This window comes from Streptomyces huiliensis (assembly GCF_020037025.1).
In the GTDB taxonomy this organism is placed as follows: domain Bacteria; phylum Actinomycetota; class Actinomycetes; order Streptomycetales; family Streptomycetaceae; genus Streptomyces; species Streptomyces huiliensis.
In genome coordinates, this window is record NZ_JAIQLH010000010.1 from 57,351 (window position 1) to 72,490 (window position 15,140).

General features: G+C 74.0%; 20 protein-coding genes. 11 read left to right on the plus strand and 9 right to left on the minus strand.

The features are described 5' to 3' along the window. The first annotated feature begins 72 nt into the window (after positions 1 to 72). Positions 73 to 597 carry a GNAT family N-acetyltransferase gene (locus JNW98_RS03030; RefSeq protein ID WP_223766475.1) on the plus strand — a complete coding sequence of 175 codons (525 nt, stop codon included), beginning with the start codon at positions 73 to 75 and terminating at the stop codon, positions 595 to 597. A 39-nt stretch (positions 598 to 636) separates the two neighbouring features. Here the strand turns inward: JNW98_RS03030 and JNW98_RS03035 are convergent, their stop codons facing one another. Together JNW98_RS03035 and JNW98_RS03040 are read right to left on the minus strand one after the other, a co-directional pair. Then, positions 637 to 948 carry a hypothetical protein gene (locus JNW98_RS03035; protein ID WP_223766476.1) on the minus strand — a complete coding sequence of 104 codons (312 nt, stop codon included), beginning with the start codon at positions 946 to 948 and terminating at the stop codon, positions 637 to 639. Between the two features lie 129 nt (positions 949 to 1,077). Then, positions 1,078 to 2,760 carry a pentapeptide repeat-containing protein gene (locus tag JNW98_RS03040; RefSeq protein WP_223766477.1) on the minus strand — a complete coding sequence of 561 codons (1,683 nt, stop codon included), beginning with the start codon at positions 2,758 to 2,760 and terminating at the stop codon, positions 1,078 to 1,080. A 258-nt stretch (positions 2,761 to 3,018) separates the two neighbouring features. Here JNW98_RS03040 and JNW98_RS03045 point away from each other — a divergent pair, with 258 nt between their 5' ends. The 3 genes from JNW98_RS03045 (at position 3,019) to JNW98_RS03055 (ending at position 4,563) form a co-directional block, all read left to right on the plus strand. Continuing rightward, complete coding sequence (locus JNW98_RS03045; RefSeq protein ID WP_223766478.1) at positions 3,019 to 3,606, plus strand: gluconokinase; 588 nt, start codon at positions 3,019 to 3,021, stop codon at positions 3,604 to 3,606. Positions 3,607 to 3,709: 103 nt separating this feature from the next. Then, the gene (locus JNW98_RS03050; protein WP_223766479.1) at positions 3,710 to 4,114 is read left to right on the plus strand and encodes a tautomerase family protein; all 405 of its coding nucleotides are present in this window, start codon (positions 3,710 to 3,712) and stop codon (positions 4,112 to 4,114) included. A 53-nt stretch (positions 4,115 to 4,167) separates the two neighbouring features. Continuing rightward, positions 4,168 to 4,563, plus strand: a complete 396-nt coding sequence (locus JNW98_RS03055) for an NUDIX hydrolase (protein WP_372459151.1) — start codon at positions 4,168 to 4,170, stop codon at positions 4,561 to 4,563. 24 nt (positions 4,564 to 4,587) lie between these two features. On the opposite strand, the gene JNW98_RS03060 is transcribed toward JNW98_RS03055, so the two are convergent. After that, a complete protein-coding gene (locus JNW98_RS03060; protein WP_223766515.1) occupies positions 4,588 to 5,568 on the minus strand; it encodes a sporulation protein in 981 nt (326 codons plus the stop codon). Between the two features lie 250 nt (positions 5,569 to 5,818). Here JNW98_RS03060 and JNW98_RS03065 point away from each other — a divergent pair, with 250 nt between their 5' ends. After that, positions 5,819 to 6,157, plus strand: coding sequence for a hypothetical protein (locus tag JNW98_RS03065; RefSeq protein ID WP_223766481.1), 339 nt, complete (start codon positions 5,819 to 5,821; stop codon positions 6,155 to 6,157). Here JNW98_RS03065 and JNW98_RS03070 read toward each other — a convergent pair. The 3 genes from JNW98_RS03070 to JNW98_RS03080 all read right to left on the minus strand — a co-directional run bounded on the left by JNW98_RS03070 (position 6,147) and on the right by JNW98_RS03080 (position 8,095). Then, positions 6,147 to 6,911: a DUF72 domain-containing protein gene (locus JNW98_RS03070; protein WP_223766482.1), complete on the minus strand. Its 765-nt coding sequence runs from the start codon at positions 6,909 to 6,911 to the stop codon at positions 6,147 to 6,149. The two genes, JNW98_RS03065 and JNW98_RS03070, sit on opposite strands and share 11 nt — an antisense overlap. A gap of 159 nt (positions 6,912 to 7,070) precedes the next feature. Further along, positions 7,071 to 7,760: a restriction endonuclease gene (locus JNW98_RS03075; protein WP_223766483.1), complete on the minus strand. Its 690-nt coding sequence runs from the start codon at positions 7,758 to 7,760 to the stop codon at positions 7,071 to 7,073. A 98-nt stretch (positions 7,761 to 7,858) separates the two neighbouring features. Further along, a complete protein-coding gene (locus tag JNW98_RS03080) occupies positions 7,859 to 8,095 on the minus strand; it encodes a hypothetical protein (RefSeq protein ID WP_223766484.1) in 237 nt (78 codons plus the stop codon). Positions 8,096 to 8,299: 204 nt separating this feature from the next. Here JNW98_RS03080 and JNW98_RS03085 point away from each other — a divergent pair, with 204 nt between their 5' ends. Together JNW98_RS03085 and JNW98_RS03090 are read left to right on the plus strand one after the other, a co-directional pair. Further along, positions 8,300 to 8,749 (plus strand): HIT family protein, encoded by a 450-nt coding sequence (locus JNW98_RS03085; protein ID WP_223766485.1) that lies wholly within the window; start codon positions 8,300 to 8,302, stop codon positions 8,747 to 8,749. A 97-nt stretch (positions 8,750 to 8,846) separates the two neighbouring features. Next, positions 8,847 to 10,148: a phosphoribosyltransferase gene (locus JNW98_RS03090; protein ID WP_223766486.1), complete on the plus strand. Its 1,302-nt coding sequence runs from the start codon at positions 8,847 to 8,849 to the stop codon at positions 10,146 to 10,148. Between the two features lie 103 nt (positions 10,149 to 10,251). Here the strand turns inward: JNW98_RS03090 and JNW98_RS03095 are convergent, their stop codons facing one another. Beyond that, on the minus strand, positions 10,252 to 11,118 hold the full coding sequence (locus tag JNW98_RS03095) for a hypothetical protein (RefSeq protein ID WP_223766487.1): 867 nt from the start codon (positions 11,116 to 11,118) through the stop codon (positions 10,252 to 10,254). Between the two features lie 9 nt (positions 11,119 to 11,127). Next, entirely contained in the window at positions 11,128 to 11,688 is a 561-nt protein-coding gene (locus JNW98_RS03100) for a C39 family peptidase (RefSeq protein ID WP_223766488.1), read from the minus strand. Positions 11,689 to 12,075: 387 nt separating this feature from the next. On the opposite strand from JNW98_RS03100, the gene JNW98_RS03105 reads away from it, so the two are divergent. Both JNW98_RS03105 and JNW98_RS03110 read left to right on the plus strand, forming a co-directional pair. After that, the gene (locus JNW98_RS03105; RefSeq protein ID WP_223766489.1) at positions 12,076 to 12,327 is read left to right on the plus strand and encodes a hypothetical protein; all 252 of its coding nucleotides are present in this window, start codon (positions 12,076 to 12,078) and stop codon (positions 12,325 to 12,327) included. A 7-nt stretch (positions 12,328 to 12,334) separates the two neighbouring features. Continuing rightward, positions 12,335 to 12,532: a hypothetical protein gene (locus JNW98_RS03110; protein WP_223766490.1), complete on the plus strand. Its 198-nt coding sequence runs from the start codon at positions 12,335 to 12,337 to the stop codon at positions 12,530 to 12,532. 41 nt (positions 12,533 to 12,573) lie between these two features. Here the strand turns inward: JNW98_RS03110 and JNW98_RS03115 are convergent, their stop codons facing one another. After that, positions 12,574 to 13,317: a hypothetical protein gene (locus JNW98_RS03115; protein ID WP_223766491.1), complete on the minus strand. Its 744-nt coding sequence runs from the start codon at positions 13,315 to 13,317 to the stop codon at positions 12,574 to 12,576. Between the two features lie 209 nt (positions 13,318 to 13,526). Here JNW98_RS03115 and JNW98_RS03120 point away from each other — a divergent pair, with 209 nt between their 5' ends. Both JNW98_RS03120 and JNW98_RS03125 read left to right on the plus strand, forming a co-directional pair. After that, entirely contained in the window at positions 13,527 to 13,937 is a 411-nt protein-coding gene (locus JNW98_RS03120; protein WP_223766492.1) for an NUDIX domain-containing protein, read from the plus strand. A gap of 124 nt (positions 13,938 to 14,061) precedes the next feature. Further along, entirely contained in the window at positions 14,062 to 15,084 is a 1,023-nt protein-coding gene (locus JNW98_RS03125) for a hypothetical protein (protein WP_223766493.1), read from the plus strand. The last annotated feature ends 56 nt before the right edge of the window (positions 15,085 to 15,140 follow it).

Below are 15,140 nucleotides of genomic sequence, written 5' to 3' on the forward strand. Positions count from 1 at the left end.
CCGGGCCCGCGGCGGTGCCCCGGAGTGACACGGGCCACGGCCGGACGGCGGGAGTCGTGCCATCGTCCCCGCATGAACACTCACAAGGACCCGTCCGGGCCGGTCACCGTCCGGCTCGCCGACTACTCCCCCGCCGAGATCCTCGGCGACGCCCCCGACCCGTTCGGCGTCGACGCCTGGGGGCTGGCCTGGCGGCCCAAGGACGAGCACTTCGGCGTCCGGTGGGACGGCCGTCTCGTCGCCCACGCGGGCCTGGTGTCCCTGCCGTTGACGGCCGGCGGGGTCCGGATGGAGGTGGCGGGGCTCGGCGGGGTCGCCGTGGCGCTCGGGACGCGGGGCCGCGGCCTCGCGCGGCTGGCCGTCACCGCCGCCCTGGATCACGCCCGGGACCGGGGGTTCGCCCTCGGCCTGCTCTTCTGCCTGCCGGACCGCGTCGGCCTCTACGAGCGTCTGGGCTGGCACCTGTTGACGGACGAGGTGGAGGTGGAGCAGCCCGGGGGCCCGCGCGTGATGCCCCTGCGGACCATGTGGACCGGGCTGCGGGCGGACGCCACGTGGCCTTCCGGGCCGGTGCGGCTGCATTCGCTGCCGATGTGACGGAACTCCCCGTCGATGTGACGGAGCGTCCGCCCGGCGTCATCCGAAGCGGACGCTGGAGAACGTCGCGCCGCGCTGCGCCCGCTGCCCCGGGGCGAGGCGCACGGCGGTGCCGGTGCACTTCTTGCCGCTGAAGATCGTGGCCGGGGTGCCCGTCCCGTTGTGCGCGCCGTGCGCCTGCTGGCTCATGGTGTAGCAGCGGTTGTCCGGCGGGTTCTCGACGAAGAACGGCCTGTCCCCGGGCCCGAGGAAGGTGAACGGGCCCTTCGCGGCCACCGCCGCGTCCACGGGTCCGGCCATGGCGAGCGCGAGTCCGGCGAGGGCGACGACGATCGGGCGGAAGAGACGCATCTGGGATCCTTTTCCCGTTAGGGGGCGATGAGCCCGGAATGACTTCATCGCCCTCAACGACGCCGCCCCGGGCACGACACGTTCGCTGTCAACACCCCGCCGCGGCGGCGCGTGCCGCCCCGGGCCGGCTCACCGCCGTACGCGGTTGCGGACGGCGACCGCGGTGAGGCCCAGCAGGACGGGCGCGACCAGCCGGAACGTCCCGTCGGCGCAGGCGCCGGCGAGGGTGAGCTCCCGCGGGCCGGAGCGGAGACCGACGACGTTCAGGACCGTCCGTACGGAGGTGTCCAGCCGGCCGCCGCCGGCCTCCCGGTCCGGCGCGGTTCCGGCGGCGGTCCCGGTGGGGGATCCCGCGGCGGACACGGGCCGGTGCGGCTCCGGCGGCAGGCCCCACAGGGCCACCGCCGCGACGGCTGCCGCGGTCGTGGCCAGCAGCCACAGCAGCGTGCGGCCGACGCGCAGCGCGTAGCCGGAGACGGCCCAGTAGAGGAGGAGCAGGGCCCGCTGCCCGTCCGCCCGTTCGCCGTCGTGGCGGCGCATCTCCATCTCGCCGTAATGGAAGTCGCCCGCGCCCGGGTGGTTCTTGCCGTTCTCCAGTGAGGTGCGCAGCTGCCGGTAGGTGGAGGCGAGCGCCGCGGGCGAGCGGACCTCGACGCCCTCGGGCGCGGGCGTCCAGCCCCGGGCGCCCCGGGCGGCGCGCCAGTGGTGCTCCTCGGCCAGGACGCGGCGCGGGGTCCAGCGCCGCAGGGGCAGGAACGGCATCCTGCGGGCGGGGGTGCGGGCGAAGACGCAGCAGCCCTCCAGGCCGAGCCGGTCGAGGTGGAGGGCGCCGCCGAAGAGGCAGGACGACAGGTCGAGGTCGTTGAGGGCGAGGTTCCCGGCGTCGGAGCCGCTCAGCGAGCGGACCCGGACGCCGGGGTCGCGGGCGGCGAGGACGGACTCGAACGGCCGCTCGCCGTCCGCCTCGGGCAGGAAGGGCCGGGGGTGCGCGGTGACGCTCAGGGACCGCTCGGCGATCACGTCGACGAGGTCCACGGCGGCGTACCGCAGCCGCAGCGCCGCGCCGGAGGCCCAGGAGGACTTCCGGCAGTCGACGGACGTGGCGGCGGCCTCCAGGGTGGTGGTGCCGAGGAACCGCGCCCAGGAGAGGTCGAGGGTGCCCCGGCAGGCCAGCGGCCCGACGGCGGGGGCGGCCCGGAAGACGGCGCGGCGGAAGGTGGCGCCGTCGTGGAAGACGGTCGCGCCGAAGTAGCAGTCGCCATGGAAGTCCGCCTCGCGGAAGCAGACTTCCCCGGCGAGGTCGGCCGCGCTGAAGTGGGCGCTGCCGGCGAACACGGCCCCGGTGAAGCCGGCGCCCGCGGCGAACGCCGCCCGGCTGAACCCCGCGTCGCCGCCGAAGCGCGCGTCGCCGAACCCGGCGTGCGCCGTGAACTCCGCGTCGTGGAACCACGCGTGGTCCAGGAACGACGCCTTCCGGAACGATGTCTCGCCGCCGAGGACGGTGTCGTTGAAGTCGGCGCGGCCGAGGAACGTCGCGCCGTCGAAGCAGGCGCCGTCGGGAAAGGCCGCCCTGGTGAAGCGCGCCCGGCCGAGGAACAGGGCCTCCTCGAACGCCGCGTGGCCGACGACGGCGCGGCCGGCCCGCGCGTCGTCCAGGGCGCCGAGGAGCGCGTCGAGCAGGCCGTCGGTGAAGGCGGTGCCGCGGTGGTCGACGCGGGCGCCGGGGCGCAGCCCGGCGAGGTAGGCCGCCCGGCCGGGCCCGTCCAGGTGGGCGAGGCAAGCGCGGTGCGTGCCGCCGTCAGGCCGCGGCACCGTGCGTCCGCGGCAGCCGACCGGATCGTCCGGCCGGGCCCCGCGGCCGCAGTGCGGCCAGACCGGCGGCCGGGGTGCGCGTGTCATGCCGAGCGGGACGCGGCGGCCGGGCGGCCCGGTTCCGGCGGCGGGCCGAGGGACGCGCACCCCCGCCCGCGCCCTGAACACACATGAAGGGAAAGCATCTTGAATCGAAAAGAGACAGACAAAAGCGAACACCACTGAAGTGGAAGCGCCCCGCCGACCTAACGTCCCGCCATGACGCCGCCCCCCTCCTCCCTTCCCCGCCCTCCCCATCTCTCCCCTACCCGCCCCCTGCCGCTCGTCGTGGTCATGGGCGTCTCCGGGGCGGGCAAGACGACGGTCGGCCGGCTGGTCGCGGACCGGCTCGGCGCGCCCTTCGCCGACGCGGACGCCTTCCACCCGGCGTCCAACAAGGCCCTGATGTCGTCCGGCATCCCGCTCGGCGACGCCGAGCGCGCCCCCTGGCTCGCCGCCATCGGCGACTGGCTGGCGGCCCATGCCGCCGGGGGTGGGGTCGTCACCTGCTCCGCGCTCAAACGGCGCTACCGCGCCACCCTGGCGGGGGCGGCGCGGCGCGCCCTGTTCGTGCACCTGGACGGTCCGGCGGAGGTCATCGCCGACCGGCTCGCCCACCGCACCGGCCACTTCATGCCCGCCTGCATGCTGGGCTCGCAGCTCGCCGACCTCGAACCGCTGGAGCCGGACGAGCACGGCGTCCGCGTCCCCGTCGACCACCCCGCGCGGCAGGTCGCCGACCTGGCCCTCGACCGGCTGCCCTGCCCGCACGGCACCGGCGCCGCCTGCCCCCGCCCACCCTGCTGACCCCGCGCCCGACACCCCGTCAACCTGCTGTACCTACTGGTATGTACACTCGACGCGCAGGAAGACCCTTACGGGAAACACCCCCCGCACGAGGAGCCCCGCCATGCCCCTGGTCCGCATCGACGCCCTGGGAACCGACCCCGACCGGCTGGACGCGCTCGGCCGCGCCGTCCACGAAGCCCTCCAGGAGACCCTCGGCATCCCGGCCGACGACCTCTTCCAGATCCTCACCGGCCACGACGGCACCACCGGCACCCTCCGCTACGGCGGTTATCTGGGGGTGCGCCGGGACGAGGGCATCGTGTACATCACCATCACCTTGCGCGCCGGCCGCACTCCCGAGCGCAAGCGCGCGCTGTACCGGCGCATCGCCGAACTCGCGCACTCCTACGCCGGCACCGAACCGCGGAACGTCTTCGTCACCCTCGCCGAGAACGCGCCGGCCGACTGGTCGCTGGGCCACGGCGAGGCCCAGTACGCCCCCGAGCCCGGCCCTGTGGTTGCATGACCCCGCGCGCGGCCCGCCGGCCGCCGGACAGGACCGGAGAGGGAGCGGAGCCCGTGCTGATCGACACGGTGGCCTGGGTGCGGGTCGAGGACGGACGGGTGCTCTGCGCACGGCCGCGCGGGAAGGACGTGTTCTACGTGCCCGGCGGGAAGCGGGAGGGCGCGGAGACCGACCTGGAGACCCTGCTGCGCGAGGTCGAGGAGGAGTTGACGGTCCTCCTCGACCCGGAGACGGTCGCCCACGTGGGCACCTACGAGGCGGCGGTGCCGGAGCTCCCGGACGGCACCGTGGTCCGGATGAGCTGCTACACGGGCGAGTACGGCGGGACGCTGACGGCCAGCGCGGAGATCGCCGAGGTGGCCTGGTTCTCGTACGCGGACCGGCCGCTCGTCCCGCCGGTCGACCGGCTGCTGTTCGACGACCTCAGGGCGGCGGGCCTGCTGCGCTGACAGGCCCCCGCCCGCGCGCCGCGATCAGTCCTCGTCGCCCTCGAAGAAGTCGCCGATCTCGTCGACGACCTCGGCCGCCACCAGCCCGCCGACCACACCGGCCGCGACGCCCGCCGCTCCGGCGGCGACGACGGTGCCCATGCCGGGGCCGGACCGGTGACCGCCGCCGGGGAGGTGGCCCTCGTGGTGGATCCCGTGGCCCTCATGACGGACCCCGTGATGCGCCTGACGAGCGCCGTGGTGCTCGACCAGCTGCCGCATCCAGGAGTCCACCTCCGCCGTCCAGTCGCGCTCCGCCACGTCGTGGTGGGCGACGTGGAAGCGGGTGACGACGTCGTGCCCGGCAGAGAAGAGGCCGCCGCGCTTGTCGGCCTCCAGCACGACCTCCATGCCGTCCGGCGCGGCCAGGAAGGTCACCTCGACCTCGTTGACGGCGTGGGCGTACTGCGGGGCCGGGGCGAACTCGATCTCCTGGTAGAAGGGCAGCCGCTGGCCGCTGCCGCGGATGTGGCCGAGTTCCAGGTCGGCGGAGCGCAGCCCGAAGCCAAGCCGGCCGAACGCGTCCAGGACCGCCTCCTGCACGGGCAGCGGCCGGACGGCCAGCGGGTCGAGGTCGCCCTTGTCCCGCGCCCCCGCGATGGCCAGTTCCGTGCGGACGCCGAGGACGGTGCCCACCGGCCGCCCGTACAGCTCGGTCACCGGCGTCTCCCAGGGCACCGGCACCGCGAACGGGACGTCGCGCTCCTCGCCGGCCGCGAGGCGGAAGCCGCCGGCGACCGTGTGCCGGTCGAAGACGACGGTGCCGTGGTGCTCCTCGTCACCGCGCTCGGCCTCGACGCGGGCCTCGAAGTCCAGCGTGACGTGCTCGACGTCGAAGTCCGCCTTGCCGCCGCGCAGCCGGACGTGACCGGTCAGCATGGAGCCGGGCAGTACCGGGCCGTCAAGCACCGTGTCGACCGTGGGGCCGCCCACACCTAGCGAACCGAGCAGCTTCTTGAACACCATCGCGGCGTCCACTCCCTCATGTGATCCGTACCGTGTACGGCACCACCTTGCCCTGCCCCGGCGGCCCCGCGGAACACGGGGTACCGCACGGGTGCCGGGAGCGGCCCGCGCCGGGCGTCCGGTCGAACCACCGAATTCCCCTGATCAGATGACGCTCCCGCAAAAGGCCCCCGTCCCCGCCCGGCGGCCGGTCTACTGGCCGCCGACGGCCGTGCCACCCGGGCGCGGCACTCGGACACGGGGAAGACCATTGGGACTGAAGAAGAAGACCGGCACCGTGCTCGCCGCCCTCGCCCTCGGCCTGGTGGCGGCCGCGCCCGCGCAGGCGGGCGTCAGCGGGCACTGCGGCAAGTACCTGTGTGTGATGACGGCCCACCACAACCGGTTCGTCCAGGACATCACCGTCCGGACCAAGGACGGCCTGCCCGGCACGATCCGCGCCTACTGGGGCGACTACCACTCGCCGAAGGTGACCGCGGCCTCGCACCGCTGGGAGGTCAACCGGGAGCAGCAGGGCGCCAAGCTCGTCTGCGGCGGGCTGGAGCGCGACGGCCGGACCATCGAGGACGGCATCTGCGTCACGATCTGACGGCGCCTCCGGTGGCCACGTCCAGCCCGGCGCGGGCGGCCGCCCGGGCGAAGACCGCCGCGTCGAGGACCGCGGCCCCGCCGGGGTCGTTGTTGAAGTAGGCGTACACGTCGGTCTGCCTGGGCCAGGCGTCCGCCACCCGCCCGGCCCAGGTCGCGAGCGCCTGGCGGCCGTACCGCGGCCAGGGCCGGGCCCGGCCGCCGTGGAAGCGCAGATAGCCCCAGCCGGCGGTGCGCCACAGCGGTCCGGCGGGCCGGGACCCCGCGTCGGCCCAGCACAGGGCCGCGCCGCGGTGTTCGAGGACGGCCCGCACCTCGTCCGTCCACCAGCTGGGGTGGCGGGGTTCGACGGCCACCCTGACGCCGGCCGGGAACTCGGCGAGGACGGCGTCCAGCGCCGCCGCGTCGCCCCGCAGGGTGGGCGGCAGCTGGAGCAGCACGGGCCCGAGCCGGTCCCCGAGCCCCGCCGCGTGGCGCATCAGCCGCGCGACGGGCTCGGCCGGGTCGCGGAGCCGCTTGATGTGGGTGAGGAACCGGCTGGCCTTGACGGCCATCACGAACCCTTCGGGCGTACGGTCGCGCCAGTCGGCGAAGGTCTCCGGGGAGGGCAGCCGGTAGAACGCGTTGTTGTTCTCGACGGTGACGAAGTGGCGGACGTACTCCTCCAGCCACAGCCGCTGGGGCAGCCCGTCCGGGTAGAGGCCGCCGCGCCAGTCGGCGTACTGCCATCCGGAGGTTCCGACGAGGAGGGGCATGGGGGATCCCTACCCGATGGAGGCGGCAATTCAGCCCGTGGGAGTGCCCCCTCCGTGAGAGTTCGAGGACAAGCGGCGAAGCCGCTTTCGGGGTCTGGGGCGGAGCCCCAGGAAACGGTGAAGGGGCGGGGCTGGGGCACCACGACCGCACCCGACGCCTCACACGGCCGCACCCGCCTGCCGCCAAGGCGGCGCCGAACCGCCATCACTCCACGCGGCAAGCGCCCGGGCGTCAAGGCAGAGAATGCCGCTGCGCGCGGCGTACTCAAGAGCGGGACCGGTGAAGTCACTGGTGGTGACCAGGACAGCGACGTGAGCACCGTGAATGGTGAAACAAGTGCCACCGAACCGCTGCAGGTCCTGCGAGCCGACCTTGTGCTCGTCCCCGTACCGCTTGCACTGCACGACGACACGCCGCCCGTCCGGCGCCGTGGCGAGGACGTCGGCCCCGAGGTCCCCCGCACCCCCGACCACCCGCACGTCCGTACAGCCGTCCCGCGCGCACAGCCGGGCGACCGCCTCCTCGAACTCGGCCGCGTCCATGGCCGCGTAGTCCACGGGCGCGCAGTCCACGGGCGCGACGACGACCGGCACGTCCCGGTCCCAGGCCCCGCGCGGCCGGCGGCGTCCGAGGAAGCACGCCGCCCCGGCGCCGCCCAGCGCGAGCAGGGCGGCCAGGACACCGGCCGGACGCTCGCCGGCGTGGGCGGCGGCGGTCCGCAACGTCAGCCCGGCGCCGCAGACCACGATGGCGATCAGCGCGAGGGCGAAGGCGGCCCGGCGGAGGCCGAGGGCCGTCCGGCGTCCGGTGCGGCCCCGCCGCGGGACGGAGGGCTCGGACATCGACATCTCGGCGGCTCCCCCCAGGTCGGTTCAAGATCACCCGATGGGGGTGCGCTTGCCCCTTCCCGGCGGTTTCATGGCCCCTCCCGGCCCTTGGCCCCCGCTCAGCGATAGGGCCCCATCGGTGCGGGCATCGGGGGCGGCTGGTTCCAGAAGGGGTCGTGGCGCTGCATCCAGAAAGGGTCATGCCAGTCGTTGATGGTGCTGCGCTCATGGGACGTGCTCTTCGGCAGGGACGGGAATCTCACCCCCGCACGGTCGAGCACGAGCAGCCCCACGGCGATCACGACGATCAGCAGCGCCACCACGGCCTCGAAGGACAAGCGCGGACGTCCGGCCATTCCGGTCTCCCCCTGTTTCCCCCGTCGGGAAGGCCCACGGCGGGTTGATGCCCGCCCCGGGAGGCGGCGACGCCTCGTCCTCCGAGATCGGGGCTCCGGGGGCGTGAGAGACCGGAGGGGTTCCGGGCGGCCCGGACCGTAGGGGATCGGCGGATCGGGCGGATCACCGGGCGACCGGCCGGCGGCTCGTGGACACTCGGACCCATGCGGGAACCACGGAACCCCTCGGCGCCGGACTGCGCCTTCTGCGCGATCGTGACGGGCGGGGCGCCCGCCCACCGGGTGCTGGAGGACGACGCGGCGGTGGCGTTCCTGGACGCCCGGCCGCTGTTCCCGGGGCATGTGCTGGTGGTGCCCCGGCGGCACGTGGTGACCCTCACCGACCTGCCGGAGGCGGACGTTGGGCCGTTCTTCGCGCGGGTGCGGCGGGTCGCCGGGGCGGTGGAGCGCGGCATGGGCGCGGCCGGTTCGTTCGTCGCGGCGAACAACAAGGTGAGCCAGTCCGTCCCGCACTTCCATGTGCACGTCGTCCCGCGCGAGCGCAAGGACGGGCTGCGGGGCTTCTTCTGGCCGCGGACGCGGTACGCGTCGGAGGCGGCGGCCGAGGAGGCCGCGGCACGCGTCCGGACGGCCCTGGCCGACGGCGGCGGGTGAGCGCCCGGGCCCGGGTTGGAGCGCACCGGCGGGGGTCGCATAGTGGAAGGGAGACCTTTCCCGCCGGCCGGGTGCGCCCGGCTGCCGGAGGTGAACCATGCGATTCGACGACCGAGTGGACGCGGGCCGGCGGCTGGCCGAGCGGCTGGGGCACCTGCGCGAAGAGGATCCCGTCGTGCTCGGCCTCCCGCGCGGCGGCGTACCGGTGGCCTACGAGGTGGCCCGGGCGCTGCGTGCCCCGCTGGACGTGATCCTGGTCCGCAAGCTGGGCGTTCCCTCGCACCGGGAGCTGGGTTTCGGGGCGCTCGGCGAGGGCGGCGTGCGGGTGGTGCGCGACGACATCATGCGGATGGGCCGGGTGGACGAGGACGACCTGGTGGAGGTCCAGCAGGCCGAGGAGCGGCACCTGCGGGAGCAGGCCGAGCGGTTCCGCGGCGGACGCCCGCGGGTGCCGCTGGAGGACCGGACGGCGGTGGTGGTGGACGACGGGATCGCCACCGGTTCCACGGCCGTCGCGGCCTGCCGGGTGGCCCGGGCCCTGGGTGCCCGCCGGGTGGTCCTGGCCGTGCCCGTGACCTCGCCGGACGCGGTGGAGTCGCTGCGCGGCGAGGCCGACGAGCTGGTGTACCTGTCGGCGCCGGCCGGGTTCTCCGCGGTCGGCGAGTGGTACCGGGACTTCTCCCAGACGGAGGACGAGGAGGTCGTCTCCCTGCTCCGGCACGACACGGCCGCGCCGCCGCACACCGGGGCGCACATCCACGGTCCGGCCCCGGTGAAGCTGCCGGTGGACGACCGTACGGTCACCCTGGACGGCGACCTGACGATGCCGCCCGGCGCGCCGGCCGTCGTCCTGTTCGCCCACGGCAGCGGCAGCAGCCGGCACAGTCCGCGCAACCGTTCCGTGGCCGGGGTGCTCAACCGGGAGGGCCTGGGGACGCTGTTGTTCGACCTGCTGACGCCGGAGGAGGCGGAGGACCGGGCGAAGGTCTTCGACATCGGCCTGCTGGCCGGCCGGCTGGGCCAGGTGACGGAGTGGATGCGCCGCGAGTCCGTCCCGCTCTGCTACTTCGGCGCGAGCACCGGCGCCGCGGCGGCCCTGTGGGCGGCGGCGGAGGAGGGCCGCGAGGGCCCGGCGGCCATCGTGTCCCGGGGCGGCCGGCCGGACTTGGCGCTGGACCGGCTGGAGGCCGTCCGGGCCCCGACGCTGTTCCTGGTGGGCGGCCTGGACGAGGCCGTCCTCGACCTCAACCGCCAGGCGGCGGCTCGCCTGCGCTGCGAGAACCGCCTCGTCGTCGTCGACGGCGCCACCCACCTCTTCGAGGAACCGGGCGCCCTGGACACGGTGGCGGAGCTGGCCTGCGAGTGGTTCACGGACCACCTGGGCACGGCGCCGGCGTGATGCCCTGACGCGCCGTCCGGGCAGGGCTTCGCCCCGGTTCCGGGGGGGGTGGGCCGGAGACCGGGGCGAAGCCTGGAGGGGAAGTACGGGTCGTTCGGGTGCGTCAGCGGAGCTGTGCGCGCTTGCGGCGGCGGAGGCCGACGGCGCCGGCGGCGAGGACGAGCGCGGCGGCGCCCGATCCGCCGACGACCAGCGGGGCCGAGGACGGCGACGAGGGGTGCGGACGGCCGGCGCCGAGACCGCTGGAGAAGCCCTTGGTGTCGAACTCCGAGCCGGGCTGCTTGTCGGCGTAGCGGCTCTTGACCAGCTTCTGGTAGTCGGCGAGGGACACCGACGGCTGGCCGTTCAGCCCCTGCCGGGCGGCGTCGTTGAGCGGCTCGACGGTGGTGAGCTTCAGCTGGTAGAAGCCGTGGATCTGCGGCTCGCTGAACACCGTCGTCGCGAGGTCGGCCTTGCCGGCGTAGGTGGCGTCCGTGTCGCCTTCCCGGACGGCGGCCAGGTGCCAGCCGGTGGTGCCGGTGGGGGCGAGCAGGACGGTGGCGGTGCGGCCGCCGGAGGTGCTCACCCCGGCGACGGCGTAGGCGAGCTTGACCGCGTCGGCGAGGGTGGGCTGTGCGGTTCCCGCCACGAAGGCCGGTGCGATCTCGTTCAGGGCCAGCGGGTCCTTGATGGTGAAGGACGGCACGCCCTCGCAGGGGTCGGCCTTGGCGGGGAGCGTGACCACCGCTCCGGGCGACCCGCCGCCGGGCACCGGTGCGCTGAGGAAGCGGCAGACGGCCTCGCGGGTGGCGGTCGACTTCAGCGTGTCCAGGGCCGCCTGGAGGTTGGGGAGGTCGGCCGGGCCCTTGGCGGCGGCGCCGGCCGGGCCGGCTCCCACCGACAGCAGGACCGACGCGCCGAGCGCCAGGGCCAGAGGGAGACGGGAGGGGCGGACGGCCCGCCGTGTCGCGGACGTTCTCTGATCGCGCATGTCACGCTCCTAGCGGGAGATGCCGGTGCGGGAGTGGGTCCACTTGAACGAGCTGTTGCTCACGTAGTCGTTGTAGTTCCACCACGTGTAGGTGGTCGTGTCCGGCCAGGGGTCGCCGACGCCGATGGTGTTGTTCGACGTGTCGTAGCCGTAGACGACGTTCATGTGCCCGCCGCCGGACGTCCAGCCGATGCGCGCTCCGACGGGCCGGGGGCCCCGGACCTCGGTCTGGATCTCGCTGAAGGTGGCCGCCCTGCTCAGGCCCGTACCGGTGTGGGACATGCCGAGGCTGCCCCAGCCCCTGGCCATGTCGTCGAGCGTGGCCGGCTGGTTGTTGCAGCCGTAGTACGGGTTGGCCCGGGTACAGAAGTCGCTCTGCGTCGAGCCGTAGCCCTGGAACTTGGCGATCGTCAGCCCGGAGGCCACCCAGCACCACTGGGTCTTCTCCTGCTTCAGCATGGTGATGTCGTCGTACGCGGCGTCCGCGTGCGCCGTCGTGGCGGCTCCGAGGATTCCCGACACGGCCAGTGCCAGGGCCGATGCGGTGGTCGCCCGCTTGAGTCTGCTCATTTTCCTGCCTTCCCGTCGTGGGGTGCGACGAGCAGATGGCCGGATCATCCGACCCCCTCCGTGGAGGGCAGTCATATGACAGCTCGCGTTGCCAAGACTGACCAGCATCTATCGATTACTTCAACCCCAAAGAGTGCTATATCTGCTTATCGTTCTTATTTGCACTCTTCGCTTTCCGCCATACCGGACGACGGCCGTACCCACGCATGCCCAGGCGCCCCTTTCCCGAGCGCGAAGGGGGCAAGGACCTCCGACGACCCCCCACTTCGGGAGGTTGTCGAAAATCCGGGTCATGTCATGCCGCGGACTCTTTCGACTGTGATCAACGGGCGACCGGTCAAGATCCGGGCGTGATCGATTTGCCGCTCAAAGGCGGTCGTGCGCGGGATGTCGTCGAAGAGCGAGGTGCCGCGCCGCATGCACCACCGGTACGTGGCCCGCCGGGGCCTGGACAGCCCCGAGGGCGACCTGGCGATCCGGGTGGTGCAGGGGGCCAAGGCGATCTCCCGCTCCCGCGCCGTCGAGGACGGCGACTTCCTCGACGGGTCGGAGCCGGAGCGGAAGCTGAAGGCCGTGCGGTGGCGGGTCCTGGTCGTGGCGGCCGGCCGGGGCGACCGGCCGGGGCGACCGCGTCCATGATCAGCTCATGTCCTACCTGCGGCGTCCGGAGACCCTGACCGCCGCGGTCCTGGAGCTGGACACGGCGTTCCGGCGGCGCAACGGCGGCCACTCTCCCGAGGCCCGGAGCACCGGGGCCGCGGAGAACGTCCGGGCGCTGCTGCGGCGTCGGCCGCCGGTGGTGGACGAGGGCGCCGCGGAGCGGGGACACACGGCGCGGCCGTGACCGCTTCCCGGCGACGGCCGCCCGCTCTGCGCGGTCCGGGATCAGGGATCGCAGCCGACCGGCGGGTTGCCCGCGGCGACGGTGCAGTGGTCGGCGTCCGGACCTCCGTCCACCACGCCCAGGTTGGTCCCCACCTGGATGTCGTCCTGGCCCGCGCCGCCCAGCACGGTGCCGTCGCTCGCGACCGTGCCGGCGACGGTGATGCGGTCGTCCTCCTCGACGCCCTCGATCAGGCCGTGGAGGACCACGGGGGCCTCGACGGCGATCTCGTCGGCGCCCTTGGCGCCGCGGAGGTCGGTCCTCGGCCCCGTGGTGGCGCCCTGGTAGACGAGGATGCGGTCCGCGTCCTGGCCGCCGCGCACGGTGCCGAGCACCTTGCCGCTGAGGTCGAAGCCGTCCTGGTCCCGCTGCCCGTCGATGTCGCCGAGTTCGCTGAGTTCGGCGGTCGAGGACAGCGCGAAGCGGTCGTTGCCGTCACCGCCGCGGATCCGGCCGTCCACCGTGCCGGTGAGGATGAACGTGTCGTCGCCGCCCAGGGAGTCGACGACGGTCGCCGAGTCCACGAACGAGCAGACGATCACGTCGGCTTGCGGCGTCCCGGTGATGATCGTCCCCGTCTGGGCGACGTCGTTGACCACGCAGGACGACGCCGCGTGCGCCGGTGTCCCCAGAGCGACGGCGGGCAGCGCCAGCGCCGCCACCACCGCGAGCCGCGCGGCGCGGCGACGGAGAAGCGGGATGCAGCGGATACGGCGGAGAGCGGTTCTGTGCGCGGCGTACGACATGAGCGGATCCCCCTCACACGACAGCCTCCCGCGCGGAAGCGGGCTCTCCTCGTTTACTTCCGCGAATCCAACCCACGGAAACGACATGAAAGTTACCCGAAAGGGTGGATAACCCGAGGCCGGACACCGGCGCCGGCGCCCGGCACGCCCGCCCTGACGATCAACGGCCCGTGGAACCATGGAAGCCCCGCGGAAACCGGAGGACTGGCATGCCCGAACCGGACGGCACGGCGGCTCTGATCGTCAACCGGCGAGGAGAGTACCTGCTGCACCTGCGCGACAACATTCCCGGTATCTGCGATCCGGGCACGTGGTCGCTGCTCGGCGGGGGCCGGGAGCGCGACGAGACGCCCGAGGCGGCGATCGCGCGTGAACTCGACGAGGAAGCCGGTCTTTTCCTGCCGGAGCTGAAGAGGTTCGCCGTCGTGCCCGCCCATCCCGACACGGAAACCGACCTGATCACGGTCTTCCTCGGGCAGTGGGACGGCGCGGCCGAGGCGCTGCCCCTGACGGAAGGGGTCCTGCTGCACTGGTTCCCGTTCGCGACGGTCCCGCGCCTGGTGATGTGCCCCTGGGCGCACCTCACCATCGAGCGGCACCGGCGGACCCTGTCGGCCTGACCCGGAGCGCGTGACACCACGGAAGCGGCTCAAGGCCGGTTTCCCGCTTGTGAAGTCCGGGCCGCGCCCGGAACGCTGTTGGCCCTCACCGGTGGCATATGCAGGACTTCAGGAGGGGACAGCCATGCGCTTGAGACACACCGCCGTCGGCGCGCTCGTCGTGGGCTTCGTGCTCGCGGCCGCGCCCACGGCTCCGGCCGCGATCGCGAAGGTGCTTCCGGCCGGTTGCACCAGCACCCAACTGGCGAGCGGCGGCGTGCACATCGTCTGCACGGAGGGGCTCCGTTCCTACGACGAGCCCCTCAACGGCACCGACAAGGCTGACATCATCGAGGTCAGAGGCGGCGACGCCGTCAGCGGCCACCTCTCCGGCGCGGTCAACGGCCTCGGCGGGGACGACGTCATCACGGTCGACAGGATCCTCGCGGGGGGCAGCGGAGGGGACGTCCGCGGTTCCGTCGACGGGGGCGACGGCGACGACGAGATCACCGTGACCGACCGGGACTCGTGGAGCGTCCAGGGCACCGTCCGCGGCGGCGCGGGCAACGACACCGTCACCACCGGGGAGGTGTCGTTCCGCGGGCGCGTCGAGGGGGGCGCCGGGGACGACGCGATCACCACCGGCGGCGTGTTCAGCGCGACGATCGACGGCGGCGACGGGAACGACACCCTGCACGTCGCCGCGTTCCGCGTCCCCGGCTACGACAAGACGAACCGTCTCGACGGCGGCTCCGGCGACGACACCATCTCGGTCGGGACGCTGGCCGGCCCGGTCCGCGGCGGCCTCGGCGAGGACGAGATCACGGTGGACGGGACGCTCCCCGTCGAGTCCCGCCTCCCCAAGCCCGCGACCGTCGACGGCGACGAGGGCGACGACGTCATCCGCGTCAAGGGGATCAGCGTCGGCTCCGCGGCACGCGCGACCTACGTCAGCGGGGGCGCCGGAGGCGACCTCATCGAGGTGCCGTCCGCCGGCCAGGAGGGGTACGCCACGCTCTCCGGGGACGACGACGATGACGTGATCCAGGGCCCGGGCGGCACGGCGGTCGTCCTCGGCCCGTACGGGACGGTCGACGGCGGCAAGGGCGACAACCTCTGCCGCACCGACAACAGCAAGGGCGGCACGGTCACCAACTGCCGCTCCTAGCACATCCGTCCAGGACCCAAGGAGCCCAGGCGCCCAGGCGCCCAGGCGCTCCCGTC